Below are 24283 nucleotides of genomic sequence, written 5' to 3'. Positions count from 1 at the left end.
GCGGAAAACGTCGGTGGGCGGCGGCATGCTGGCCGGCGTGCTGACCGCCCTGCTCGATCTCGTCCTGCCCCAGCCGTGCGTGGCGTGCGGCGCGTCGGGTTCCCGGCTCTGCGGAACCTGCCTGGTCCCCGAGCCCGCGCCGCGGGTGGCCGTCGGCGGGGTCGCCGAGTGCTGGTCGGGCACCGACTACGAAGGGCCGGTGCGCAGGGCCGTCGTCGCCTACAAGGAGCGCGGGGAGGCGGCCCTGGCGGGCGCGCTGGCCCGGGTGCTGGCGTACACCGTCGCCTGCGCGCTGGCCCGGCGTCCCGTGCCCTGGTTCGCGGTGGTGCCGGTGCCGAGCGGGCGGCGGGCGGTTCTGGCGAGGGGGCACGACCCCGTCGGCGGGCTGGCGGCGCTCGCCGTCCGGGATCTGCGGGCGCTCGGCCACCGGGCCGAGCTGTGGCCCGCGCTCGCGCACGCCCGGCGGGTGGCCGACCAGGCGGGGCTGAGCGCCACGGAGCGGGCCGCCAACCTCGCAGGGTCCCTCCGCATGACCCGAGCCGCCCCAGGCGCTCCAGCGCCCGCTGTGGTGCTCGTGGACGACATCGTGACCACAGGCTCCACCCTGGCGGAGGCCGCCAGGGCGCTGCGCGCGGGCGGTGCCGGGGTGCCGTTGGCAGCCACGGTCGCCGCGACACGCCGAAGATCTTGACAGTGTTTACGGTAACCCTGTGTGAAGACGGGGCTCGCCCGCCATGAGCCGTAAGAGTCACATGTCGCTATCCACAGGCGGGCCGCCCCGCTGCTCAGCACTCCGGCGTCAGGGAGACTACGCTGGAAGCATGTCCGCAACCAGGGCATCCATCTGGCCCGTAACTCCAAGAGAAACTCACGGAAAGTGATCCTTCGGTCGATCCTCAGGCTGACATTCGCCCTGGATGCGGATAGCGTTCTGACATGGCACCCGTTCGGGTCCGTGGTTGCGCAGGGTCGGGGTCCCCGGCTCTGCTAGCCGATGCCAGCCGCAGGCAAAACGGTCCACGTAAGGCGACTCTTTGTCGACCGATCACGGTGCGGCTTAGGGGTAAGTCCTGCCTTCCCGGGGGTCCAGATGTCCCCCGTCAGAAGAGAAGGGCAGTAGTGGCATCAGAGCCGCGAAATCCTCAGCAGGCGGATGTGGGGTCGAAGACCAGGTCGGCCGGGCGGGTGCCCTCCGAGTTCCCGGTGACTACACGTCGGAAGAGGGTAACGGTGACAGGAAGGCAGACAGAAGACCCCGCCCGGCACGCACGTCGTCGGGCGCTCTTTCTCAGTCGTTAGACCGAAGGGGGGCTGTTGCATGGACATCATCGTCAAGGGCCGGCACACAGGAGTGAGTGATCGGTTCCGCGACCAAGTGACGACCAAGCTGGCCAGGATCGAGCGTCTGGACAACAAACTCATCAGAGTCGATGTGGAGGTGTCGAAGGAGCGCAATCCGCGCCTCGCGAGCCAGCGGGAGCGCGTCGAGCTGACCATTCATTCCCGGGGGCCCGCGATCCGCGCAGAGGCCTCCGCCGACGACAGGTTCGCCGCCCTCGACATCGCCCTCGACAAGCTGGAGGGCCGCCTGAGGCGGCTCGCCGACCGCCGCAAGGTACACCACGGCAACCACTGCCCGCCCTCCGTGGCAGAGATCACCGCGACGCTTCCCGACGTCGCCGAACTGCCCCAGGAAAAGGCCACGCTGGTCCCCGAGCAGGCCGAGTCCGAAGAGGACCTCCTGCCCGACGACAGAGAATACGGCGACATCGTCCCGATCGAGATGGACGGTGAGGGTCCGCTCATCGTCCGGGAGAAGTACCACCGAGCGGAACCCATGACCATCGACCAGGCCCTCCTCGAGATGGAGCTGGTCGGCCACGACTTCTACCTCTTCCGTGACAAGGAGAGCGGTCAGCCGTGCGTGGTGTACAGCCGGCGCGGCTACAACTACGGCGTGCTACGGCTCGTCGAGCCCTGACCGTCCGATAGGAAGATCTTCTCGACCACCCTGGAACCGCGGAACCCGTGCCATCATTGGCGGTCCAACGGCTCTGGCCCCCCGACGAGGAGGAGACGTGAGCGAGCTCAGTCCGGTGTACATGAGCGAGCGAAGCGAGAAGAAGACAGCCACGAGGCGGACCGAGGAGGCCTCGTGACGGAGTCCGGCGAGGCCCGCGCGTCAGGCAGCGAGCCGATCCGCGTGCTGATCGTGGACGACCACGAGCTCATCCGGCGGAGTCTGGCGCTGGCGCTGGCCGCCGAGCCGGACATCGAGGTGGTCGGCGAGGCGAGCGACGGGCAGGAGGCGGTCGAACTGGCCGATCGCCTCATGCCCGACGTGGCCCTGATGGACGTGCGCATGCCCAGACAGGACGGCATCGAGGCGACGAAGGGCATCAAGGCCTCCGTCCCCAGCACCCGCATCATCATGCTGACGGTCAGCGACGAGGAGGAGGACCTCTTCGAGGCCATCAAGGCCGGCGCGACGGGCTACCTGCTGAAGGACGTGCAGATCAACGACGTCCCGGCGGCGGTGCGCGGGGTGCACGAGGGCCAGTCCTTAATCAACCCGGCGATGGCGGCGAAGCTCATCAGCGAGTTCGCGAACATGAGCCGCAAGGAGGCCGAGCGCCCACCCCAGCTGCCGGTGCCCCGGTTGACCGACCGGGAGATGGAGGTGCTGCGCCTGGTGGCCAAGGGGTTGAACAACCGCGAGATCGCCAAGCAGCTGTTCATCTCCGAGAACACCGTGAAGAACCACGTCCGGAACATCCTCGACAAGCTGCAGCTCCATTCGCGCATGGAGGCCGTGGTCTACGCGGTGCGCGAACGGATGCTGGAGATCACCTGACGTCCGACTCCAGGTGGGCTGCGAGCGCGGGATCGGCCTTCTCGACCCGCACGGAGTCGCAGCCCACCCAGTCGGCGGCCGACCACAGCGCGTCGCGCAGCGCGTCGGCCCATCGCGCGCCGGTGAGCCCGGGTTCGAGGCTGAGCTGCCTGGCCACGAGCGTGGTGCCGTCGCGGGCCGGGTCGACGCGGCCGATCAGGCGGCCACCGGCGAGCACCGGCATGGTGAAGTAGCCGTGCACCCGCTTGTGCTTGGGGACGTACAGCTCCAGCTGGTACCTGAAGCCGAACACCCGCTCGGTGCGGCCCCGGTGCCAGATCAGCGAGTCGAACGGCGACAGCAGGGCCGTGCGGTGCCTTCCGCGCGCCTCCGTCTCGAGCGCCGCCGGGTCGGCCCAGGCGTGCGCCCCCTTGCCCGCCGTCGCCCCGCTGACAGCCCGCTTCCCGGCCGTCGCCTTCGTCGCCGTGCCCCTGGACGGCCAGCCGCCGACGGTCACCGGAACGAGCCCGGCGGCGCCGCTGAGCAGGGCCTCGTCGAGGATCTCGGCGTAGCGGCCCTTGAGCCGCAGGAAGTCGACCAGATCGCCCCTGGTGGCGACGCCCAGCGCGCGGCCCGCGATGCCCGCCAGCCGCACCACGCACTCCTCGTCGGACAGCTCCTCGCCCAGGAGCTCGGCGGGGACCACGCGCTCGGCCGGCTCGTAGACCCTGCGCCAGCCGACGCGCCGGCTGCAGACCAGCTCGCCGATGTCGAGCAGCCACTCCAGGCCGATCTTCGAGTCGGACCAGTCCCACCACGGGCCGCCGTTCTTGCCGCCGCCGACGTCGGTGGTGGTGAGCGAGCCGGCGTCGCGGGCCTGCTGGAGGAGCTCGCCGACGTGGTCGGGGACCTCGTGCCAGCGGTAGCGGCGCTCGCGGAAGGCGCGGCGGCGGAAGGAGTACAGCGGCCAGTGCTCGATCGGCAGGATGCAGGCGGCGTGGCACCAGTACTCGAAGCTCTGGGCGGGATTGTGCCAGTAGGCCCGCTCGACCTTCTGCCTGCCCACCGCGCCCAGGCGCGCGTAGGCGACCAGCTCGTGGGAGCGGGCGAGCACCGAGATCGTGTCGAGTTGCACCGCGCCGAGCCTGCGGAGCATGCCGTGCACGCCGCCCTTGCGGGCTTCCGCCCCGATGAACCCCTGTGCGTGGAGGATGACCCTGCGGGCCTCGTCGGCCGACAGCTCGGTCATGGCGCTGAGACGCGTGTGACGATACGGCGAAGCATGCCGGGAATGGTAGCGGCGGGCACCGACAGAACCGGATGCCCGCCCACTGGAGCTCGCGCCCGCAGATCCGACAAATCCCCGTGGATCCCGCAGGGCTCAGAACGCTCGCGGAGCCAGCGGGGCTCGCCGAAGTCCGCAGAGCTCGCGGAGCTCGCGAATTTCGCAGGGCTCACAAAGCTCGCGGGGCTTGCGGAGCTCGGGTGTCAGCGGTGGTCTTCTGCGCGCATGCCCACCCGCGGCGAGTCGATCACGACGTCGGTGAAGATGTCGAATACCAGGGCGAGGATCGCGCCCACGACGAAGACGCCGACGCCGATCCAGATCAGCGTCCAGTTCGTGACGGTCAGCGCGTACCCGCCGATGACGAAGCCGGCCAGCATCACGGTGACCGCCAGCCAGGACGACGCGCGACCGCCGTGGCTGCCGAGGTTCTCCGCGTGCCCCGACTTCTTCCCCTCGACCATGACAAATCCTTCCTTTGCCGGATTACCCGCTTTTGGTGCGAACCGGCTATCTACCGGCATACTCTCTGCCTTGCCCCCATCCTCCCAGACCCACCCGGCGCTCTCGTCGTCGCGGTGGCTGTGTCTGGTTGCCGAACCGCCTACGATGGCAACGGGGAAGTTTGTCTCAGCCTCTCCTCCTGGCGGCGCCGCCGGGGTAGACCTGCGAGGAGCTTTACATAAAGTGGCAGCCATTCTCGACAAGATCCTACGTGCCGGCGAAGGCAAGACTCTGCGCAAGCTCAAGCGGATCGCCGACCAGGTCAACTCCATTGAGGACGACTTCACGAGCCTGTCCGACGCGGAGTTGCGCGCTCTGACGGATGAGTTCAAACAGCGACACGCCGACGGTGAGTCTCTAGACGATCTGCTTCCCGAAGCTTTCGCGACCGTGCGCGAGGCGGCCCGCCGCGTGCTCGGCCAGCGTCACTTCGACGTGCAGATCATGGGCGGCGCGAGCCTGCACCTGGGCAACATCTCCGAGATGAAGACCGGTGAGGGCAAGACCCTGACCTGTACCCTGCCCGCCTACCTGAACGCGCTGTCGGGCAAGGGCGTGCACGTCATCACCGTCAACGACTATCTGGTCAAGGTCGGTGCCGAGAACATGGGCCGGGTGTACCGCTTCCTCGGCCTCGAGGTCGGCATGATCCTGTCGGGGCAGCAGCCCGAGGAGCGGCGCAAGCAGTACCAGGCCGACATCACGTACGGCACGAACAACGAGTTCGGCTTCGACTACCTGCGCGACAACATGGCCTGGTCGCTCGACGAGTGCGTGCAGCGCGGCCACAACTACGCGATCGTCGACGAGGTCGACTCGATCCTCATCGACGAGGCGCGCACGCCGCTGATCATCTCCGGCCCCGGCGAGCAGTCCGGCAAGTGGTACCAGGAGTTCGCCAAGATCGTCCCGCGACTGCGCAGGGGCGTCGAGGCCAAGAACCCGGGCGAGGAGAGCACCGGCGACTACATCGTCGACGAGAAGAAGCGCACGGTCGGCGTCCTCGAGGACGGCGTCTCCAAGGTCGAGGACTGGCTCGGCATCGACAACCTGTACAAGCCCGAGCACACCCACCTCGTCGGCTTCCTGAACAACGCCCTGAAGGCCAAGGAGCTGTTCAAGAAGGACAAGGACTACATCGTCGCCGACGGCGAGGTCCTCATCGTCGACGAGTTCACCGGCCGCATCCTGCACGGCCGCCGCTACAACGAGGGCATGCACCAGGCCATCGAGGCCAAGGAGAGCGTGCAGATCAAGGACGAGAACCAGACTCTCGCCACGATCACCCTCCAGAACTACTTCCGCCTCTACGAGAAGCTGTCCGGCATGACCGGTACGGCCACCACCGAGGCCAACGAGTTCCACCAGACGTACAAGCTCGGCGTGGTGCCGATCCCGACGAACCGGCCGATGATCCGCAAGGACCAGGCCGACGTCGTCTACAAGACCGAGGACGCCAAGTTCGACGCGGTCGTCCAGGACATCAAGGAGCGCCACGAGGCCGGCCAGCCGGTTCTCGTCGGCACCACCTCGGTCGAGAAGTCCGAGCGGCTGTCCAAGGCGCTCAAGCGCCGGGGCGTCCAGCACGAGGTGCTCAACGCGAAGAACCACGCGCGCGAGGCGGCGATCGTCGCCGAGGCGGGCCGCAAGGGCGCCGTCACCGTGGCCACCAACATGGCCGGTCGAGGCACCGACATCATGCTCGGGGGCAACTCCGAGTTCCGCGCCGACCTCGAGCTGCGCCAGCGCGGCCTCGACCCGGTCGAGACCCCCGACGAGTACGAGAAGGCCTACCCCGAGGCCCTCGAGAAGGCCAAGGCCGCGGTCAAGGCCGAGCACGACGAGGTCACCGAGCTGGGCGGCCTGTACGTCCTGGGCACCGAGCGGCACGAGTCGCGGCGCATCGACAACCAGCTCCGCGGCCGGTCCGGTCGTCAGGGCGACCCGGGCGAGTCGCGCTTCTACCTCTCGCTCGGCGACGACCTCATGCGCCTGTTCAACTCGGCCAGGGTCGAGATGATCATGACGAGGCTGAACATCCCCGACGATCAGCCGATCGAGTCCGGCATCGTCTCCAAGGCCATCGCGTCCGCCCAGCACCAGGTCGAGCAGCAGAACTTCGAGATCCGCAAGGAAGTTCTCAAGTACGACGAGGTGATGAACCGGCAGCGCAAGGTCATCTACGCCGAGCGCCACCGCGTCCTCGAAGGGGCCGACCTGCACGAGCAGGTGCGCGGCTTCGTCGGCGACGTGATCGACGGCTACGTCGCGGGCGCCACCACCGAGGGCTTCGCCGAGGAGTGGGATCTCGACAAGCTGTGGAAGGCGTTCGCCGAGCTGTACCCGATCTCCCTCAAGATCGAGGACCTCGTCGAGGCCGCGGGCAGCCGCGAGGAGATCACCGCCGACCTCATCGGCGAGCGCGTCAAGGCCGACGCCCTCGAGGCCTACGCCAGGCGCGAGGAGGAGTTCGGCGGCGAGGCCATGCGCGAGCTGGAGCGGCGGGTCATCCTGTCGGTCCTCGACCGCAAGTGGCGCGAGCACCTCTACGAGATGGACTACCTGCGCGAGGGCATCGGCATGCGGGCCTACGCGCAGAAGGACCCGCAGATCGAGTACCAGCGCGAAGGGTACGAGATGTTCGCCGCGATGCTCGAGGGCATCAAGGAGGACTCTGTCGGCTTCCTGTTCAACATGGAGGTCGAGGTCCAGGAGAACCCGATCGTCGAGGAAGAGGACGCGATGATGGCGGAGACCCGCTCCATCATCGCCCGCGGCCTGCGCGGCCCGGAGCGTCCTGCTGAGCTGGAGTACTCGGCGCCGGGCGAGCAGGGCGAGGTCGAGCACACCCGCGTCCGCACCACCCAGGCGGAGCGGGCCGCGTACGGCAACGTCGAGCGCAACGCGCCGTGCCCGTGCGGCTCGGGCAAGAAGTACAAGCGCTGCCACGGCGACCCGAAGAACGCCGAGGCCTGACGCTTTCTGACAGCCCCCGCTCGAACGAGCGGGGGCTGTCGCATTCCCGGCGGGGTCGTCGTCAGCGGCCTTGGTGTGCGTCGTGAGCGCCTTCGGTGTGGTGTCTCAGGCGGTTTCGAAGTCCGTGCAGAGCCACTGGACGCCGCGCCGTTCGAGGCGGACGGCCAGGACGTGGGCGCGTTCGCCGCAGTGCACGAGCAGGCACATCTCGATCACCCCGTCCCTCGGCTCTGTCACGCGCGGGCTGCCCACGAACGGCGTGCGCCTGCTCTCGATCATCCGCCCGGCTCTGAGGAGCTCCCGGTAGGCCTGGCCGGTGAGTCGGTCGGCGACGCTCTCCGGTGGCCGCCGCCCGGTCAGGACCTCGGCCAGCGCCTGGCCCAGCAGCCGCAGCCGCCGCTCGTCCGGTGTCGCGCCCGGCGGCCCCCACACCAAGGGCCGTGGATCCAGCGCCAGCGCTCCCTGAGTCGCGGGTGCGGCGTTCGTGGCGCGGTCGCCGTCGTACGCGGGCTCGGGCGCGGGGGTGACGTGGACGCGGGGGAGAGATGACATGGCTCCGTCCTCGATGCCATAGGGGGAAAGGAATCACTACGAGGAGTTTTCGGCCCGGCCCGGCGATACATCGGCCGCCAACTTCTTCGATTCCCGCACCCCCTTTGGGAGGCTAGGCGAAGAAGATCGCTGCAAGTTGGAGCGGTCTTCGGCGGCGCGCCCGCACCTTCCGGCCACGACAGACTCCCGCGCGTCGCAGCCCAAACCGTTTCGGCACGCGCCCAACCCGGCCGCGGGCGGCCTCTTTCCAAGCCCACGGTCCGGAACGCCTGCGCCACCTGCCCATCGGCCGGGATCCTTCCCGCGCCGCCTGCCCGTCAGCCGGGACTCGCACGCTCCGGAGCACGCCTCCGGGACCTGCTTACCTGCCGGGCTCCTTCCCAGGCGTCGTGTCCGGGCCCCCTCCGGGCGCGGTCGTGGGCTCAGGTTCGCGGCCGGGGGTGGGGATGTCGAACCGCCGGATCAGGAACGTGAAGACGGCGTAGTACACGACGAAGTAGACCACTCCGAACCCGATGACCAGCCCGAGCCGGTGCGTGTTCGACTTGCTGGCGTTGAGCAGCAGGTCGATGGCGCCGCCCGAGAAGGTGAAGCCGAGCCGGGCGCCGAGCTGCGCCATCAACGCCATCGACAGCCCGGTCAGCACGGCGTGCACGGCGAACAGCATCGGCGCCACGAAGATGAAGGCGAACTCCAGCGGCTCGGTGATCCCGGTGACGAAGGACGTCAGCCCGGCCGACAGCATGATCCCGCCCACCGCCTTGCGCCGGTCGGGCGGGGTGGCGCGCCACATGGCGATCGCCGCTCCGAGGAGGCCGAACATCATGACGGGGAAGAACCCGGTCATGAAGATGCCCGCGCCCTGCTCGCCCGCGAAGTAGCAGTTCAGGTCGCCCGCCGTGTCGCGGGCGGCCCCGTTGACGCCGGCCCGGCAGGCGGGGAGGGTGAACCAGACGATGGTGTTGAGGAAGTGGTGCAGGCCGACGGGGATGAGCAGGCGGTTGGCCAGGCCGTAGACGCCGGTGCCCACCGTCCCGTGGGCTGAGAGCCAGTCGCCTGCGGTGACGAGCCAGTCGCCGACGGGCCGCCACACCAGCCCGAACAGGACGCCGAGCAGCATCGCCGCGACGGCGGTGATGATGGGGACGAACCGTCTCCCGCCGAAGAAGGCCAGCCACGGCGGGAGCGTGATGCGGTAGAAGCGCTGCCACAGCAGGGCGGCGGTGAGGCCGATGACGATGCCGCCGAGCACGCCAGTGGGGTTCGGGGCGCCGTAGTCGAGCACGGGCGTGGGGCGGCCGTTCCGCACGGCGATGATCAGGACCTTGTCGTAGACGGCGCCCGAGCCCGCGGCGAAGAACAGCGTCCTGGTGACCCGGTCGAAGACCAGGTAGCCGACCAGGGCGGCCAGGGCTGTGGAGCCGTCGGCCTTGCGGGCGAAGCCGATGGCGACTCCGATCGCGAAGAGCAGCGACAGGTTGTCGAAGAGCGCGCCACCGGCCGCCGCCAGGACCTCCGCCACCGGGAGCAGCCACGGCCAGAGGCCGCCGAGACCGTCCGCGCCGAGCAGGTCGGGCTGGCCGAAACGGAACAGCAGGCCCGCGGCGGGCAGGACGGCGATGGGCATCATGAGCGAGCGGCCGATGCGCTGGAGCACCGCGAACGCCGACGACCAGAGCGACGCGTCCATCCATCACCCCCGCGGACGAGCGGGGGATGCTGGGTTCCTACCACCGGCCAGATGGGGGAAACGAGCCGGAAGGCGAGGTGGTCAGGTCTCGCCGGAGTCCACGTCGGGTTCGGGCTCGCGCCCCGGGGTCATGATGTTCAGCCTGCGGATCAGGAAGCTGAACACCACGTAGTAGACGACGCCGTAGCCGACGCCCAGGACGAGGATGCCGGGTAAGTTCTCGGTGTTCGACTTGCTGGCGTTGAGCAGCATGTCCAGCAGGCCCGCGGAGAAGCCGAAGCCGAGCTGGCCGCCGATGAGCATGGTGAGCGCCATCGCCAGCCCGGTGAGCACGGCGTGCACGACCAGCAGCACGGGCGCGACGAAGATGAACGCGAACTCGATCGGCTCGGTGATGCCGGTGACGAACGAGGCGAGCCCGGCTGACAGCATGATGCCGCCCACGGCCGCCCTGCGGTGCGGGGGCGCGGCCCGCCACATGGCGAGCGCGGCGGCGGGCAGCGCGAACATCATGACGGGGAAGAACCCGGCCATGAACTGGCCGGAGTGCGGGGCGCCGCCGAAGTAGCAGTTCCAGTCGCCGCCGAGCACCCGGCCGCCCACGTCGCACTGCGGCACCACGTACCAGACGATGGAGTTGACGAAGTGGTGCAGCCCGAACGGGATCAGCAGCCGGTTGATCAGCCCGTAGATGCCGGTGCCCAGTGGCCCGATGGTGGTCAGGGCCTCGCCCGCGTGCCTGATCCACTCGCCGAGTATCGGCCAGATCCAGCCGATGAGCACGCCGAGGAGCAGCGCCGCGATCGAGGTGATGATCGGCACGAACCGCCGCCCGCCGAAGAACGCCAGCCAGGAGGGCAGCTTGATGCGGTGGAAGCGCTGCCAGAGCACGGCCGCGACCAGCCCCATCATGATGCCGCCGAGCACCTTGGTGGGGTTCTGCATGCCGTAGTCGACGATCTCCTTGATGCCCTGCCCTTCCAGCTTCCTGATCAGGACGGTGTCCCGGATCGTGGAGCCGAAGAACATCACCTTGGTCACGCGGTCGAAGACCAGGTAGCCGACCACGGCGGCGAGCGCGGTGGAGCCGTCGGCCTTGCGCGCGAACCCGATCGCCACGCCCACGGCGAACAGCATCGGCAGGTTCTCGAACAGCGCCGCGCCCGCGGCGGCGAGCACCTCGGCGACGTGGTTCATCCACCCGAACCCGGCCATGTCCGCCAGTCCGCCCGGCTCGGGGCCGTTGGAGCCGAGCATGTCGGGCTGGCCGAAGCGGAGCAGCAGCGCGGCGGCCGGCAGGGCGGCGATGGGCAGCATGAGCGAGCGTCCCAGCCGCTGGAGCACGTTCATCGTGCGCGCTAACAGTGAAGGCTTGGCGGTGGTCTCGTTCACCGGGTGTTCCTCCGGGTCGGGCCCTCAGCCCCGTCTGGCGGGCATTTCCAGAATGGTGCGCAGCTGGTAGCGGTCGGCGCGATAGGTCGACACGCCCAGCTCGGCGCAGGCGCCCCCGGAGAAGGACCTGCGCTGCAGCAGCAGCACGGCGCCGCCGCGTGGCAGCTTCAGCAGGTCGGCGTCGCTCGGGTCGGCGATGCCCCCGTCGATGGTGAGCTCGCCCGCGTCCATGACCAGGCCGTAGCGGCTCTCCAGCAGTTCGTAGAGCGACCTGTCGGACAGGTCCTGGTCGCCCAGGTCGGGGGCGAGCTTGACCGGGATGTGCGCGCGCTCGATCGACAGCGGCTCGCCGTCGGCGGTGCGCAGCCGTTCGATGAAGTGGACCTCCTCGCCCGGCTGGATGCCCAGCTCCTTGGCGAGGTGGGCGCTCGCCCGGACGATCCGCCTGTCGAGGTCGCGCGCGCCGGGCACCAGGCCGCGGGCGCGCATGTCGTCGGTGAACGAGGTGAGCTGAAGGGCCAGTTCGATCTTGGGACGGGCGACGAACGTCCCCTTGCCCGGCACCCGGTGCAGGCGTCCCTCGGAGACCAGGTGGTCGACGGCCTGCCGGACCGTCATCCTGGACAGGCCGAAGCGCTGGCAGAGCTCCCGTTCGGAAGGGATCGCGGCGCCGATGCTGAGCTCGTTGCTGTCGATGAGGTCCAGCAGGATCTCGCGTAGCTGGAAGTACTTGGGCACCGGGCTGTCCGGATCGATGTGCGCCACGGATCCTCCCCTCGATCTGACCTGGGCAATGGGCTATGGTTCGTACTGGTCTAGTCCGGACTAGACCACATGTCGCAAAACAGGGTCAAGTCCAGACGGTAACGATTTGAGGGATGAGCGCGAGATGACCACCAAGATGCGCAGCGAGATCGGTGAGCAGCCCGAGGCGCTGCGCGCCACGCTCGACTCCTTGCTCCCCAGGGTCGGCGAGGTGACGGCGCTGGGCGAGGAGACCCGCCAGCTTCTGTTCATCGCGCGTGGCACCTCCGACAATGCCGCAGTCTACGGCCGTTACCTGGTCGAATCGCACGCCGGTCGGCTCGCCGCGCTCGCGGCGCCCTCCATCGCGACGACGTACAAGCGCAAGCTCGACCTGACGGGCGTGCTCGCCGTCGCGATCTCCCAGTCAGGCCGCACCGAGGAGATCGTCGAGACGCTGGCCTGGGCGAAGGAGTGCGGGGCCAGGACCGTCGGCATCACCAACGGCGGCGAGGACAGCCCGCTGGCGCAGGCCGCCGACGTGGCGCTCTGCACGCTGGCGGGCGAGGAGAAGGCCGTCCCCGCCACCAAGACCTACACCACGCAGCTCGCCGCGCTGGCCGTGCTCGCGCTCGGCCTGGGCGCGGACGTCGACCGGGACGACCTGCGGCGCGTCCCCGGCGCGGTCGAGCAGCTGATCGCCGAGCCCGGCGACCTGGAGGCCGTCGTCGACGGCCTGGCCGACAAGCACGGCGCGGTCGTGTCCGCGCGCGGGCTGGCCTTCTCCACCGCGCTGGAGACCGCGCTCAAGCTCAAGGAGGCCTGCTACCTGCACGCCATGGGCCTGTCGTACGCGGACCTGCTGCACGGCCCGATCGCCGTGGTCGACGCCGACACCCCGGCGCTGCTGGTCGCCGCCGAGAACAGCCCGACGCTCCCCGGGACGGTCGCGCTGGCCGAGCGGGTCGTCGCCGCGGGCGCCGCGGCCTACACGATCGGCGGCGGCTCGGCCCTGGCCAAGGCGGGCACCGCCGCGCTCAACGGCCCCGCCCTGCCGGAGTGGGTCGCCCCGATGGGGCTGATCGTGCCGGGCCAGCTGCTGACGGAGGCGCTGGCCAGGAGGCTCGGCATCGACCCGGACGCGCCACGCGGGCTCAACAAGGTGACGCAGACCGACTGATCATCCAAGGTCGTCTAGCCTGGTCGCAGGGTCAGGACGAGGGAGGACGGATGGCGGCGGACGCTAACGCGATCATCGCCGGGCTCGGCGGTGCCGACAACATCATCGAGATCGAGCCGTGCATCACCCGCTTGCGTACCGAGGTGCACGACGCCTCCAAGGTGGACCAGGCGGCCCTGAGGGCGGCGGGCGCGCACGGCGTGATGGCCGCGGGCAACGTGGTCCAGGTCGTCGTGGGGCCGGAGGCCGACACCATCGCCAGCGACATCGAGGACCTCATCGGCTAGAGGGCGAGATCATGACGACTGTTCTCGCCCCGGTCGAGGGGGCGGCGATAGGACTGGCGGCCGTGCCCGATCCGGTCTTCTCGGCGGGCATGGTGGGGCCGGGAACGGCGATCGACCCGCTGCGGGAGCCGGGCAAGGCCGTTGCCCCCATAGCCGGGAAAATCATGAAACTGCATCCGCACGCCTACGTCATCGTGGGGGACGACGGCAGGGGTGTGCTGGTGCATCTGGGCATCGACACGGTGCAGCTCAAGGGGAAGGGGTTCCGGCTTCTCGCGGCGGAAGGCGACCGGGTGAGCGCGGGCCAGCCCGTCGTGGCCTGGGACCCCGCCGCGATCGAGGCGGGCGGACGCTCGCCGATCTGTCCCGTGGTCGCGCTCGACGCGGCCGCGGTGGGGGACGTGGCCGTGGGAACGGTTCACGTGGGGGACGAGTTGTTCCGATGGGTGTAAACGCGGTCCGGGTGGTCTGGACCGGCACAGGAGGAGGAATCCATGCCCGAGCGTAAGGTCACCGTCCAGGCGGAGGTGGGGTTGCACGCCCGCCCGGCGGCGACGTTCGTGCAGACGGCGATGCAGGCCCCGATGGACATCGCCGTGACCAAGGTCAGCGGTGGCGGCCCGGTCAACGGCAAGAGCATCCTGCAGATCATGGGGCTGGACGTGCGGCCCGGCGAGACCATCGTGATCTCGGCCGACGGCGAGGGCGCCGACACGGTGCTCGACGAGCTCGCCGCGATCGCCGGCGCGCCATGAGCATGCGGGGGGTGGGGGTCAGCCCGGGCATCGGGCACGGCCCCGCGTACGTCCTGTCCGTCTCCGTGCCCGAACCCCCCGCGGGCGCCACCTACGCAGGCGAGGCGGACGACGAGAAGGAGCGCGCGGCGGCGGCGCTCGGCCAGGTGGCAGGTGAGCTGGAGGCCCGGGGCAACCGGGCGGGCGGCGAGGCCATGGAGATCCTCAAGGCCCAGGCGCTCATCGTCGAGGACCCCGGCCTGGCCGTGGGCATCAAGTCGCTGATCGACCGGGGCCTCGCGGCACCCAGGGCCGTCTACGAAGCTTTCGCGAAATATCGGGACATGCTGGCTGGGGTCGGCGGGTACCTGGGCGAACGGGTCGCCGACCTCAACGACCTCCGTGATCGGGTGATCGCCCTGCTCACCGGGCAGGCCCTGCCCGGCCTGCCCACCGATCCGGTGGAGCCGTACGTGCTGATCGCCCGCGACCTCGCCCCCGCCGACACCGCGCTGCTCCACAAGGACTACGTCGCCGCCTTCGTCACCGAGGAGGGCGGCCCGACGAGCCACACCGCGATCCTGGCCAGGTCGCTGGGCGTGCCCGCGGTCGTGGCCTGCCCCGGCGCGCTCAACGTCCCGATGGGCGCCCGCGTCCTGGTCGACGGCACCTCGGGCGAGGTACGCCAGGAGCCCACCGACGTGGACGTGGCCAGGGCGGTCAGCGAGGCCTCCGCCAGGAAGCGGGCACTGCGCGAGACCCGTGGTCCCGGCAGGACCAGCGACGGGTTCGAGGTGCCGCTGCTGGCCAACATCGGCGGCCCCGGCGAACTGGACGCGGCCCTGGCGCACGGCGCGGAGGGCATCGGCCTGTACCGGACCGAGTTCCTCTTCCTCGACAAGGACCGCACCCCTTCGGCCGAGGAGCAGGAGCGGGCCTACCGGACCGTCCTGGAGGCGTTCCCCGGTGGCAAGGTCGTGGTGCGGACCCTCGACGCGGGAGCCGACAAGCCGCTGCCGTTCCTGCCGCCGCTGGCCGCGGAGCCGAACCCGGCCCTGGGCGAGCGCGGCCTGCGCCTGTTCAGACGCTTCCCGGACGTCATGCGCTCCCAGCTCAGCGCCCTGGCCGCCGCCGCCGAAGGCACCTACGCCCAGCTGGACGTGATGGCCCCCATGGTCGCCACGACCGAGGAGGCGCGCTGGTTCGCCGAGCAGTGCCGGGAAGCGGGCCTGACCAGCCGCGGCGTCATGATCGAGATTCCCGCGGCGGCGATCCGCGCCGAGAGCCTGGTGACGGTCGTCGACTTCATCTCCATCGGCACCAACGACCTGGCCCAGTACACCTTCGCCGCCGACCGCACGCTGGCCGCGCTCGGCCGTCTCCAGGACGCCTGGCAGCCGGCCCTGCTCGACCTGGTGGCGACGGCCGCGACGGCCGCGTCCGACAACGGCAAGCCGTGCGGCGCGTGCGGCGAGTCGGCGGCGGACCCCGTCATGGCCTGCGTCCTGGTCGGCCTGGGGGTCACCACGCTGTCGATGAGCCCTTCGGCGCTCCCGACCGTCCGGGCGGCGCTGGCGGAGCACACGCTGGGCGAGTGCGAGCTCGCGGCACAGGCGGCGCGCGCGGCGACCACCCCGGCCCACGCGCGGGCGGCCGCCCGCTCCAATCTGCTGGGGCTGGCGCGTCTGGGGCTGTAGGGGGCGCGGGCCTTTCGCGCTTTCAGCGGCTCGGGCACGCCGTCGCGTGGATACGGTTGGGGCATGGTTCGACGCATCGGAACGGCCGGCTTCCTGGTGATCGCGCTGACGGCGTGCACGGGCGGCGAGGGGGCGGCCGGGGCGGCGGCGCCCTCGGCGAGCCAGCCCTCCAGCCAGCCCTCCAGCCAGCCCTCCAGCCAGTCCTACAGCCGGCCCTCCAGCGCGCCACAGCAGTCCGCCACGCAGGCGCAGCCCGGGGCGGTGCAGCGGGCCCTGGCGAAGATGAGCGTCGAGGAGAAGGTCGGGCAGCTCTTCATGCCCGTCCTGTACGGCACGTCGGCCGGCAGTGTCTCGGGGGAGAACCAGGCCCGGTTCGGCGCGCAGACCCCGGCCAAGGTGGTCGCCAAGTACCACCTCGGCGGCGTGATCCTCTTCCCGCAGAACGTCAGGAGCACCGGCCAGGTCGTCGCGCTGACCAACGGGCTGCAGAAGGCGTCCCCCGAGGTGCCGCTGCTGATCGGCACCGACCAGGAGAACGGCCTGGTGTCCAGGATGTCCGCGCTGATGACCGACTTCCCGGGGGCCGCCGAGATCGGCGCGACCAAGGACACCTCGATGTCGCGGGCTGTGGCCAAGGCCACCGGCGAGGAACTGCGCGCGCTCGGCGTGAACCTGGACTTCGCGCCGGTCGCCGACGTGAACGTCAACCCGAAGAACCCGGTCATCGGCCAGCGCGCCTTCGGCGACGACCCGCAGGCGGTGGCCGAGATGGTCGCCGCCGCGGTCAAGGGCTTCGCCGACGCCAAGGTCGCGGCCGCGGCCAAGCACTTCCCCGGCCACGGCGACACGGACGTCGACAGCCACACCGGGCTCCCGGTGATCAAGCACACCCGGTCGCAGTGGCAGCGGATCGACGCGCCGCCGTTCAAGGCCGCGATCGCCGCCGGCGTGGATGTCGTCATGAGCGCGCACATCGTCTTCCCCAAGCTGGACCCGTCGCGCGACCCGGCGACGCTGTCCAAGCCCATCCTGACCGGGCTGCTCAGGAACGAGCTCGGCTTCAAGGGCGTGATCTCGACCGACGCCCTGAACATGGAGGGCGTCCGCAAGAAGTACGGCGACGGCGAGGTGGCGGTGCGGGCCGTCCTGGCGGGTGCCGACCTGCTGCTCATGCCGAACGACTTCGGCAAGGCCTACCGTGCGGTGCTGGGCGCGGTGAAGTCCGGCAGGGTCTCCGAGCAGCGGCTCGACGAGTCGGTCAGCCGGCTGCTCACGCTCAAGCAGTCGCGCGGCCTGCTGGCCGGGGCGCCCGTGGCCTCGGCGAAGCAGGCGGCAGAGGTGCTGCGCTCGTCGGAGCACCGCAAGCTGGCCGCCCGCGTCACCAAGGCGTCGCGCTAGTGCTCGCCGTGTAGCCCGCCGGCGATGAACATCGGCGGTCCCTTAGGACGGGGAATCGCGCTGGAACCTCACCCTAAGGAAGGGAATCGGCGATCCTTTGTCGAGGGTTTATGCCGGTTCCTGATCGATCGTGGGGACGCTCTACCCTGGAATGTACTTCGAGCGTAGGAGGCGGCCGTGGTCGCGGGTGTGCTGATCGACTGGGGCGGGGTGCTCACGACCAACCTGTCCGACTCCCTCGGCAGGTGGATCGCGGCGGACCGGATCGACGACGCGCACTACCGCGCCGTGATGCGCGAGCTCGTCTCGCACGCCTACGGCGGTGGCAAGGAGAACCTGGTCCACGCGCTGGAGCGCGGCGAGATCGACGGCCCCACGTTCGAGCGCGACCTGGCCGCCCGCCTGCTCACCCTCGACGGCGTGCCGCCCGTGGCGGAGGGCCTGCTGGAGCGGATGTTCGCCGGCTTCGAACGCGTCGACGCCATGTACCAGATGCTGTGCGACATCAGGAAGAACGGCATCAAGACCTGCCTGCTGTCCAACTCGTGGTCCGACGTCTACCCCCGCGACGGCTGGGACGAGGCGTTCGACGCGATCGTGATTTCCGGCGAGGTCGGCATGCGCAAGCCGGAGCCCCGCATCTTCTACCACGCGCTCGACCAGGTGCGACTGCCCGGCGAGGCGTGCGTGTTCATCGACGACATCGAGGCCAACATCGTCGCGGCTCGGGCGATCGGCATCGCCGGAATCCATCACCAGGATCCGGACACGACCATCGGGGAACTCGAGTCCCTCCTCCAACTCCCGTTGCGCCGGGCATGATAGAGCCCCTGCATGCTGTGAAAGGTTCGTGATGCGCGTCTACCTGCCGTGCACGCTGCCCGTGCTGGCCCGAGCGGTCGAGGCGGGCCAGCTGGGCCCGGCCCCGCTGACCGGCTACGCGGTGACTCCCGCGTTGACCGAGTGGTACGCCTCGGGCGACACCGAGGAACTGGAGTACGTCGCGCTCACCGAGGCGGCCCGCGCCTCGCTGCGCATGCTGGCGGCCGACCGTGCCGACGGCGCCGACACGGCCCCCCGCCGCGTGGTCGTCGCCGCCGAGGTGCCCGAGGGTTCCCTGACGGGGGGCGCCGACCTCGACGAGAAGGCGAGGGTGCGGCTCGCCGCCCCGGTGCCGCTGGCCAAGGTGGCCGCGGTGCACATCGACGATCAGTACGCCGTCGCCGACATCGAGGCCGCCATCGCCGCGCTGCCGGCCGCCGACAAGGGCGACGACGACGCCCGCTTCACGGTCGACGGCGCCGAGGCGCACGAGCTCATGTGGTACGCCACCCAGGAGATCCCGGACCTTCTGCACTGATCTCCGGCACGGCCCCCACCAGGGCGAGAGCCGCTCTGAGACGGCCCGCGGCTGCGCGGCCGCCATGTTAGGGCTGTGTTAACTCCGTCACAGATCGTTGACCTTCCCTTGGCGATCTCCGCTACCGTCCCACGAATTCGGTACCCGGGATAGAAGGAGTGGGTTTCTCGATGAAGTTCCGAGTTGCGGCGACTGCGATCGGTGCGATCGCGGCGGCCCTCCTGGCGACGTCGCCCGCGCAGGCGGCCGCCAGGGGGTACGACCACCAGGACCCGTACAAGTCGGGCTGCGGCAATTCCGCCCGTGTGGTCAGGACCGCCGATCTGCACAACGGGGCCGACGTCGTCGGTACGATCCAGCTCATGTGGTCGGGCAAGTGCAAGACCAACTGGGTCGAGATCAAGACGTCGGAGCGCGCCCACGGCACGATCAGCGTCTTCACGCAGGACGATCGGTCCGACCAATTCTCCTACAGGGCGGGCAATGGCGGCCGGCACTGGGGCAACATGCTCCGGGCCAACAACATGTGCGCCTGGGGCCAGGCCAGCGCGATGTGGGGTGGCGGCCAGGGCCACCAGAACGCCTCCGGCCACACGACCAAGGCCTGCAAGTAGGCCGATGGGGCCGCGGCCGGAAGGTCGCGGCTTCGCCGTTCCCTGGTCCCCAGAATGTCAGCTCCGCCTACTACGCTGGACGCGACATGACGAAGCACATCATCTGGGACTGGAACGGCACGCTCCTCCACGACATCGACGCCGTGGTCGGAGCGACCAACGAGGTCTTCAAGCCGTACTCCCTGCCCGCGCTCACCGCCGACGGCTTCCGCGCCGTCTACACCAGGCCCATCTGGCTCGCCTACGAACGCCTGCTCGGCCGTCCCCTTGAAGACGGCGAGTGGGAGCTGCTCGACACCGGCTTCCACGACCACTACTTCCGCCTGAGCGTCGTGTGCGGGCTCGCCGCCGACGCCGAGCTCTCGCTCGCCAGCTGGACGGGCACCCAGTCGCTCTGCTCGATGGCCCCCCACTCCCACCTGGTCCCGGCCGTCGAGTCCTTCGGCATCACCGGGCACTTCACCCGCATCGACGGCCTGCTCGGAAGCTCGGGCGGGGAGAAGGCGGCGCACATGGCCGCGCACATCGAGGCGGTCGGCGTGGAGGCGCGGGAGGTCCTGGTGATCGGCGACAGCGTCGACGACGGGATCGCGGCCAAGCATGTGGGCGCCAGGGCGGTGCTCTACACCGGCGGCATGACCCTGCGGGCAGAGCTGGAGGCGACGGGCTTCCCGGTCGTCGACACCCTCGCGGAAGCGCTCGACCATACATAAAACGCCCAGCCGTGGGCCTCCCGGTGGGTGATGGCCGTACTCTGGCAAGATCCCCCTCAGGAGGCCGCCATCAACCGCCTAGTGCTCTGGAACATCGACCTCACGCTGGTCGACGTCGCGATCGTCACCAGGGACGCCTACGCCGAGGCGTTCCGCGTCGTGACCGGACGCCCGCTGGTCAAACTGGCCCCGGCGATGGGCCGGCCCGACTCCGAGATCGTCTTCGAGACCCTCGCCGTCAACGGCATCAAGGCCGAAGACGACCACTTGCCGCGGTTCCTGTCGGCGCTGGCCGTGGCGTTCGCCGACCGCCGCAAGCGGCTGACCGCCGAGGGCCGCGCGATGCCGGGGGCCAAGGACGCGCTCAAGGCCGTGGCCAAGCTCGACGGCGTGGCCCAGTCCGTCCTGACCGGCACGATCAAGAGCAACGCCGTGCTCAAGCTGAAGGCGTTCGGGCTCGACAAACACGTGAACTTCGACATCGGCGGGTACGGCGAGGAGGTCTACCCCAAGGCGACGCTGTTGCAGGTCGCCCAGGGGCGGGCGAAGGAGCGCTTCGGCACGCCGTTCACCGCCGCCAACACCGTGCTGATCGGCGACTCGACCCGCGACGTGCAGGCGGCCAGGATCGGCGGCGCCCTGATGATCGGCGTGGCCTCCGGGCGCTCGATGATGGGCGAGTTACGGGAGGCGGGCGCCGACCTCGTGCTGCCCGACCTGTCGAACGCCTCCGAGGTGGTGGCCGCGGTCGCGGGCCTCACCACCCCGGTCGACCGCAAGGCGGGCTGACCCCTCCCGAACGCCTCCACCCAGCTGGGCGGTGTTCACGCGGGCGCCCAGGTCGGCGGTGTTCGCGTGGGCGCGTTCGTTCAGGCGAGGGCGTCGAGGAAGCGGGCCGCGATGGGGGCCGCCACCGCCGATCCCGCGCCGCCGCCCTCGACGACGACCGCGAACGCCAGGTCCCCCTTGTAGCCGACGAACCACGAGTGGGCGGGCGGCTCCTTGCCCGAGCCGTACTCCGCCGTCCCGGTCTTGCCCGCCGTCCCGGCCGGGAACCTGACGGCGTGCGCGGTGCCGTCCGTGACGACGGCCGGCATGAGCTGGCGCAGCGCGCGCACCACGTCGGCCTCAAGCGGACGCGGCCTGAGTGTGCGGTCGGGCATCAGCTTCTCGGCGACCAGCCGGGGCGGACGCCACGAGCCGTCGGCGATGGCGGCGGCCACCGACGCCATGTTGAGCGGGCTGGCCAGCACCCGGCCCTGCCCGATGGAGGCCGAGGCGAGGTCGGTGTCGTCCTTGGGGGCGGGGAACTCGGCCTTCACCGCGGGGACTCCCGGCGTGATCGCCGCCCCGAAGCCGAAGCTGGCGGCCACCTCGGCGAGCCTGCCCTTGCCCAGCTCGGCCACGCCCATCGCGCCGAACGTGGTGTTGCACGAGTGGGCGAAGGCGTCGCGGAAGGAGAGAGTCCCGTAGTCGTGGAAGCCGGCGTTGTGGAAGGGGAAGCCGCCGATGTTCTGCTCGGGCGGGCACTCGACCTGCTGGCCGGGCTCGACGCCGTCCGCGACCAGCGCGGACGCGGTGACGACCTTGAACGTGGAGCCCGGCGGGTACTTGCCGAGCAGCGCCCGGTTGAACCCGCCCGGCTTGTTGACCACGGCCAGCATCTCCCCGGTCGAGGGCCGCAGCGCGACGAGCGAGGCGGGCTTGCTCGTCTCCTCGAGCGCCTTGGCCCCCGCCGCGTGCACCCTGAGGTCGATCGTGGTCTTCAACGGCGTGCCGGAGGCCGGCTTGACCAGCGTCTTGAGGAGCTCGTCGCCCTGGTAGAGGTCGATCCTGGCGTCGTCGCTGGTGCCGAAGCGGTCGGGGTAGGTCTGCTTGACGCCCTCGACGAGCTGCTGCACCGAGCCGGGGGTGTCGGGGGTGTCGATGCGGCTGCCGTCGGCGGCGAGCACCGGCGTCGGGTCGCGCTTGACCGTGACGAGCCGGAGGGAGCGTCCGGGCTTGAGCTCGGGGTGGATGGCGGCGGGGGTCCAGGCGACCTTCCACCCGCCGACGCGCTTGACGAGCCTGAGCTCGCCGTCGTAGTCCCAGTCGCGGGGGCCTCGCAGGTCGGCGTGGAACGTCAGCACTTCGCCCCGGTCCTTCGCGGACGCGTTCCGCTCGAAGGTGGCCTCCCGCAGTCGCAGGTCGGTGCGGAAGCGCTGGTGCCAGCGGGTGAAGTCCGCGGGCGGGTCGGCGACCAGTTCGCGCATCGCGCCGTAGTCCTGCTTGTTCCAGGCCCTCAGGTAGGTGTCGGCTGTCTCCTCCGGCGAGCTCGTCCGCAGGACCCAGACCGTGCCGGCGGCTGCGACGGCGGGCACCAGAATCGCCGCCGCCACCCAAGGCCACCTGCGCCTTCGCCGTGGCGGTGCTGCGGGTCGAAGGTCGCTGAACATCGATGCCCCCTGTTGTGCCATGCGTCAGAGGACACCAGACCCCCACAAATAATGTCCAATACTGATATGGGCGACTTATCGATATGGGTTTGGCTATAGTTGCTGGCCATGGACCTGGTCCGGCACCTTCGGTACTTCACGGTCGTCGCCGAGGAACTGCACTTCGGCAACGCCGCGATCCGCCTCGGCATGGCCCAGCCGCCGCTCAGCCAGCGCATCAAGCGCCTGGAGGAGGAGCTGGGCGTGCGGCTGTTCGACCGTTCCGCCCGCCAGGTGCGCCTCACCGAGGCGGGCAGGCTGCTGCTCGGCGAGGCGCGCGAGATCGTGGCCAGGGTGGACCGCCTGCACGACCTGGTCCGCCACGGGGAAGCGGCGCTGAAGATCGGCGTCCCGCCGGGGCTGGCCGCCGGGGTGATCGCCGCCCTGGTGGCCGCGTTCCGCGAGAGCAACCCCGGGATCCGGCTCGCGCCCGCCGAGATGTGGACGTCCGACCAGGTGTCGGCGCTGGCGGAAGGCGTGATCGACGTCGGGCTGGTGCGCCACCCGGTCACCGCGCCCGGCCTGCACTTCGGTCAGGTGCTGGTGCAGCAGCAGGGCGTCCTGCTCGCCGAGGGCGACCCGCTCGCCGGCTCGGGCGAGCTGCACCTGGCCGACCTGGCGGGACGCGAGCTGCTCATGCCGCCCAGGGAGGGCGAGCCGGGCGGCTACGCCGAGGTTCTGGCCGAGTGCCGCCGCCACGGCTACGTCCCGGCACAGGTGCACCACGGCACCGGGCTCGGCATGGTGCTGGCGGGGGCGGCCGTCGCGTTCGGCGTCAGGGAGGAGGTGCCGGGGCTCGCCTGGCGGCCGCTGCTAGGCTCGCCGATCACCTGCCGGGTCTCCACCGCCTGGCGGACCGCGACGGACGTCGTCAGCGACTTCGCCGCGGTGACCGTACGAACCCTGAAGGAGAGCGCCGGGATGGCGGACGAGGGCGGGACCCCCGTGCGGCGGGTCAGCCGCAGGCCAGGGGTGCTGGCATGACGGCGCTCGACCTCGGCGCGGTCTTCCGCGCGGCGGGCGTGACCGGCTGGCTGCACGCCCTCGACCTGGACTCGGGCCGGGAGGTCGGGCACCGGCCCGACGAGCCGGTGTCGATGGCGTCGGTGTTCAAGGTGCCGTTGCTCGTGGAGTTCTGCCGCCAGGCCGACGCCGGGCTGCTCGACCCGGCCGACAGGGTGACCGTCCGGGGCGCGGCGCGGAGCACCGGCCCGACAGGCATCTCCGCGATGCTCGACGACGTCACGATCTCGCTGCGCGACCTGGCCTACCTGATGATCGCGGTGAGCGACAACAGCGCCGCCGACGCCCTGGCCGCCAGGGTCGGCCTGGACGCCGTCAACGCCATGCTGGCCCGCTTCGGCCTGACCGGCACGCACGTCGAGCAGAACGCCCGCCAGCAGAACGACAGCATGGCCGAGGACACCGGGCACGGCTGGCCCTTCCTGGACCCCGAGGATCTCGCCCGGCTGCGGGTGCTCGACCCGCTGCGCACCAACCGCAGCACCGCCCGCGAGACGGCCGCGCTGTTCGCGCTGATCTGGCGCGACGAGGCCGCCTCGGCCGAGTCGTGCGCGTGGATGCGCGGGGTGCTGAACCTCCAGGTGTGGCCGCACCGGCTCGCGTCCGGATTCCCGTACGACGACGTGGAGGTCAGCGGCAAGACCGGGACGCTGCCCACGGTGCGCAACGAGGCCGGCGTGGTCGAGTACCCCGACGGCGGACGGTACGCGGTCGCGGTGTTCACCCGCGCGTTCAGCCCGGCACTGAACCAGCCGCGCGCCGACGCGGTGATCGGCACGGCGGCCCGTATGGCGGTGGACCACCTGCGTAGGTAGGAAGTTATGTGG

Annotated in this window: 24 protein-coding genes; 17 read left to right on the top strand and 7 right to left on the bottom strand. The window is 70.5% G+C overall.

Annotation, left to right across the window (positions count from 1 at the left end):
- The first annotated feature begins 13 nt into the window (after nt 1–13).
- The 3 genes from ABT294_RS04515 to ABT294_RS04505 all read left to right on the top strand — a co-directional run bounded on the left by ABT294_RS04515 (nt 14) and on the right by ABT294_RS04505 (nt 2854).
- Entirely contained in the window at nt 14–691 is a 678-nt protein-coding gene (locus tag ABT294_RS04515; RefSeq protein ID WP_350803503.1) for a ComF family protein, read from the top strand.
- A 627-nt stretch (nt 692–1318) separates the two neighbouring features.
- Nucleotides 1319–1981 (top strand): ribosome hibernation-promoting factor, HPF/YfiA family, encoded by a 663-nt coding sequence (gene hpf / locus ABT294_RS04510; RefSeq protein ID WP_350803501.1) that lies wholly within the window; start codon nt 1319–1321, stop codon nt 1979–1981.
- 174 nt (nt 1982–2155) lie between these two features.
- Entirely contained in the window at nt 2156–2854 is a 699-nt protein-coding gene (locus ABT294_RS04505) for a response regulator (RefSeq protein ID WP_350803500.1), read from the top strand.
- Here the strand turns inward: ABT294_RS04505 and ABT294_RS04500 are convergent.
- Both ABT294_RS04500 and ABT294_RS04495 read right to left on the bottom strand, forming a co-directional pair.
- Entirely contained in the window at nt 2847–4082 is a 1236-nt protein-coding gene (locus tag ABT294_RS04500; RefSeq protein ID WP_350803499.1) for a winged helix-turn-helix domain-containing protein, read from the bottom strand. The two genes, ABT294_RS04505 and ABT294_RS04500, sit on opposite strands and share 8 nt — an antisense overlap.
- A 239-nt stretch (nt 4083–4321) precedes the next feature.
- Nucleotides 4322–4582, bottom strand: a complete 261-nt coding sequence (locus tag ABT294_RS04495; RefSeq protein ID WP_350803497.1) for an HGxxPAAW family protein — start codon at nt 4580–4582, stop codon at nt 4322–4324.
- Between the two features lie 223 nt (nt 4583–4805).
- On the opposite strand from ABT294_RS04495, the gene secA reads away from it, so the two are divergent.
- The gene (gene secA / locus ABT294_RS04490; RefSeq protein ID WP_350803496.1) at nt 4806–7598 is read left to right on the top strand and encodes a preprotein translocase subunit SecA; all 2793 of its coding nucleotides are present in this window, start codon (nt 4806–4808) and stop codon (nt 7596–7598) included.
- Nucleotides 7599–7703: 105 nt separating this feature from the next.
- Here secA and ABT294_RS04485 read toward each other — a convergent pair whose 3' ends face one another.
- The 4 genes from ABT294_RS04485 to ABT294_RS04470 form a co-directional block, all read right to left on the bottom strand.
- The gene (locus ABT294_RS04485; RefSeq protein ID WP_350803495.1) at nt 7704–8150 is read right to left on the bottom strand and encodes an Rv3235 family protein; all 447 of its coding nucleotides are present in this window, start codon (nt 8148–8150) and stop codon (nt 7704–7706) included.
- Nucleotides 8151–8511: 361 nt separating this feature from the next.
- Nucleotides 8512–9840: a PTS transporter subunit EIIC gene (locus ABT294_RS04480; protein WP_350803493.1), complete on the bottom strand. Its 1329-nt coding sequence runs from the start codon at nt 9838–9840 to the stop codon at nt 8512–8514.
- An 81-nt stretch (nt 9841–9921) separates the two neighbouring features.
- Nucleotides 9922–11232, bottom strand: coding sequence for a PTS transporter subunit EIIC (locus tag ABT294_RS04475; RefSeq protein ID WP_350803492.1), 1311 nt, complete (start codon nt 11230–11232; stop codon nt 9922–9924).
- A 24-nt stretch (nt 11233–11256) separates the two neighbouring features.
- On the bottom strand, nt 11257–11997 hold the full coding sequence (locus ABT294_RS04470; protein WP_350803490.1) for a GntR family transcriptional regulator: 741 nt from the start codon (nt 11995–11997) through the stop codon (nt 11257–11259).
- Between the two features lie 124 nt (nt 11998–12121).
- Between ABT294_RS04470 and ABT294_RS04465 the strand changes: the two genes are divergently transcribed.
- The 11 genes from ABT294_RS04465 to ABT294_RS04415 all read left to right on the top strand — a co-directional run bounded on the left by ABT294_RS04465 (nt 12122) and on the right by ABT294_RS04415 (nt 20748).
- Nucleotides 12122–13156 carry an SIS domain-containing protein gene (locus ABT294_RS04465; protein ID WP_350803489.1) on the top strand — a complete coding sequence of 345 codons (1035 nt, stop codon included), beginning with the start codon at nt 12122–12124 and terminating at the stop codon, nt 13154–13156.
- Nucleotides 13157–13158: 2 nt separating this feature from the next.
- Entirely contained in the window at nt 13159–13443 is a 285-nt protein-coding gene (locus ABT294_RS04460) for a PTS sugar transporter subunit IIB (RefSeq protein ID WP_350803957.1), read from the top strand.
- Between the two features lie 11 nt (nt 13444–13454).
- Complete coding sequence (locus tag ABT294_RS04455; RefSeq protein WP_350803488.1) at nt 13455–13895, top strand: PTS sugar transporter subunit IIA; 441 nt, start codon at nt 13455–13457, stop codon at nt 13893–13895.
- 42 nt (nt 13896–13937) lie between these two features.
- Nucleotides 13938–14198 carry an HPr family phosphocarrier protein gene (locus ABT294_RS04450; RefSeq protein WP_350803486.1) on the top strand — a complete coding sequence of 87 codons (261 nt, stop codon included), beginning with the start codon at nt 13938–13940 and terminating at the stop codon, nt 14196–14198.
- 2 nt (nt 14199–14200) lie between these two features.
- Nucleotides 14201–15874: a phosphoenolpyruvate--protein phosphotransferase gene (ptsP, locus tag ABT294_RS04445; protein ID WP_350803955.1), complete on the top strand. Its 1674-nt coding sequence runs from the start codon at nt 14201–14203 to the stop codon at nt 15872–15874.
- A 63-nt stretch (nt 15875–15937) separates the two neighbouring features.
- Entirely contained in the window at nt 15938–17272 is a 1335-nt protein-coding gene (nagZ, locus tag ABT294_RS04440) for a beta-N-acetylhexosaminidase (RefSeq protein ID WP_350803484.1), read from the top strand.
- A 177-nt stretch (nt 17273–17449) separates the two neighbouring features.
- The gene (locus ABT294_RS04435; RefSeq protein ID WP_350803483.1) at nt 17450–18094 is read left to right on the top strand and encodes an HAD family hydrolase; all 645 of its coding nucleotides are present in this window, start codon (nt 17450–17452) and stop codon (nt 18092–18094) included.
- A 31-nt stretch (nt 18095–18125) separates the two neighbouring features.
- Nucleotides 18126–18632, top strand: a complete 507-nt coding sequence (locus ABT294_RS04430) for a DUF6912 family protein (protein WP_350803482.1) — start codon at nt 18126–18128, stop codon at nt 18630–18632.
- A gap of 170 nt (nt 18633–18802) precedes the next feature.
- Complete coding sequence (locus ABT294_RS04425) at nt 18803–19246, top strand: DUF2690 domain-containing protein (protein ID WP_350803481.1); 444 nt, start codon at nt 18803–18805, stop codon at nt 19244–19246.
- Nucleotides 19247–19332: 86 nt separating this feature from the next.
- Nucleotides 19333–19959, top strand: a complete 627-nt coding sequence (locus ABT294_RS04420) for an HAD family hydrolase (RefSeq protein ID WP_350803480.1) — start codon at nt 19333–19335, stop codon at nt 19957–19959.
- Nucleotides 19960–19989: 30 nt separating this feature from the next.
- Nucleotides 19990–20748 carry an HAD family hydrolase gene (locus ABT294_RS04415; RefSeq protein ID WP_350803477.1) on the top strand — a complete coding sequence of 253 codons (759 nt, stop codon included), beginning with the start codon at nt 19990–19992 and terminating at the stop codon, nt 20746–20748.
- 80 nt (nt 20749–20828) lie between these two features.
- On the opposite strand, the gene ABT294_RS04410 is transcribed toward ABT294_RS04415, so the two are convergent.
- The gene (locus tag ABT294_RS04410; protein WP_350803476.1) at nt 20829–22337 is read right to left on the bottom strand and encodes a penicillin-binding transpeptidase domain-containing protein; all 1509 of its coding nucleotides are present in this window, start codon (nt 22335–22337) and stop codon (nt 20829–20831) included.
- Nucleotides 22338–22502: 165 nt separating this feature from the next.
- Between ABT294_RS04410 and ABT294_RS04405 the strand changes: the two genes are divergently transcribed.
- The gene (locus tag ABT294_RS04405) at nt 22503–23417 is read left to right on the top strand and encodes a LysR family transcriptional regulator (RefSeq protein WP_350803475.1); all 915 of its coding nucleotides are present in this window, start codon (nt 22503–22505) and stop codon (nt 23415–23417) included.
- Entirely contained in the window at nt 23414–24271 is an 858-nt protein-coding gene (locus ABT294_RS04400; protein ID WP_350803473.1) for a serine hydrolase, read from the top strand. Before ABT294_RS04405 ends, ABT294_RS04400 begins: the two co-directional genes overlap by 4 nt.
- Nucleotides 24272–24283 lie beyond the last annotated feature (12 nt).

This window comes from Nonomuraea sp. NPDC000554 (assembly GCF_040300065.1).
Taxonomy (GTDB): domain Bacteria; phylum Actinomycetota; class Actinomycetes; order Streptosporangiales; family Streptosporangiaceae; genus Nonomuraea.
This window is presented reverse-complemented; position numbering and strand designations above follow the sequence as displayed.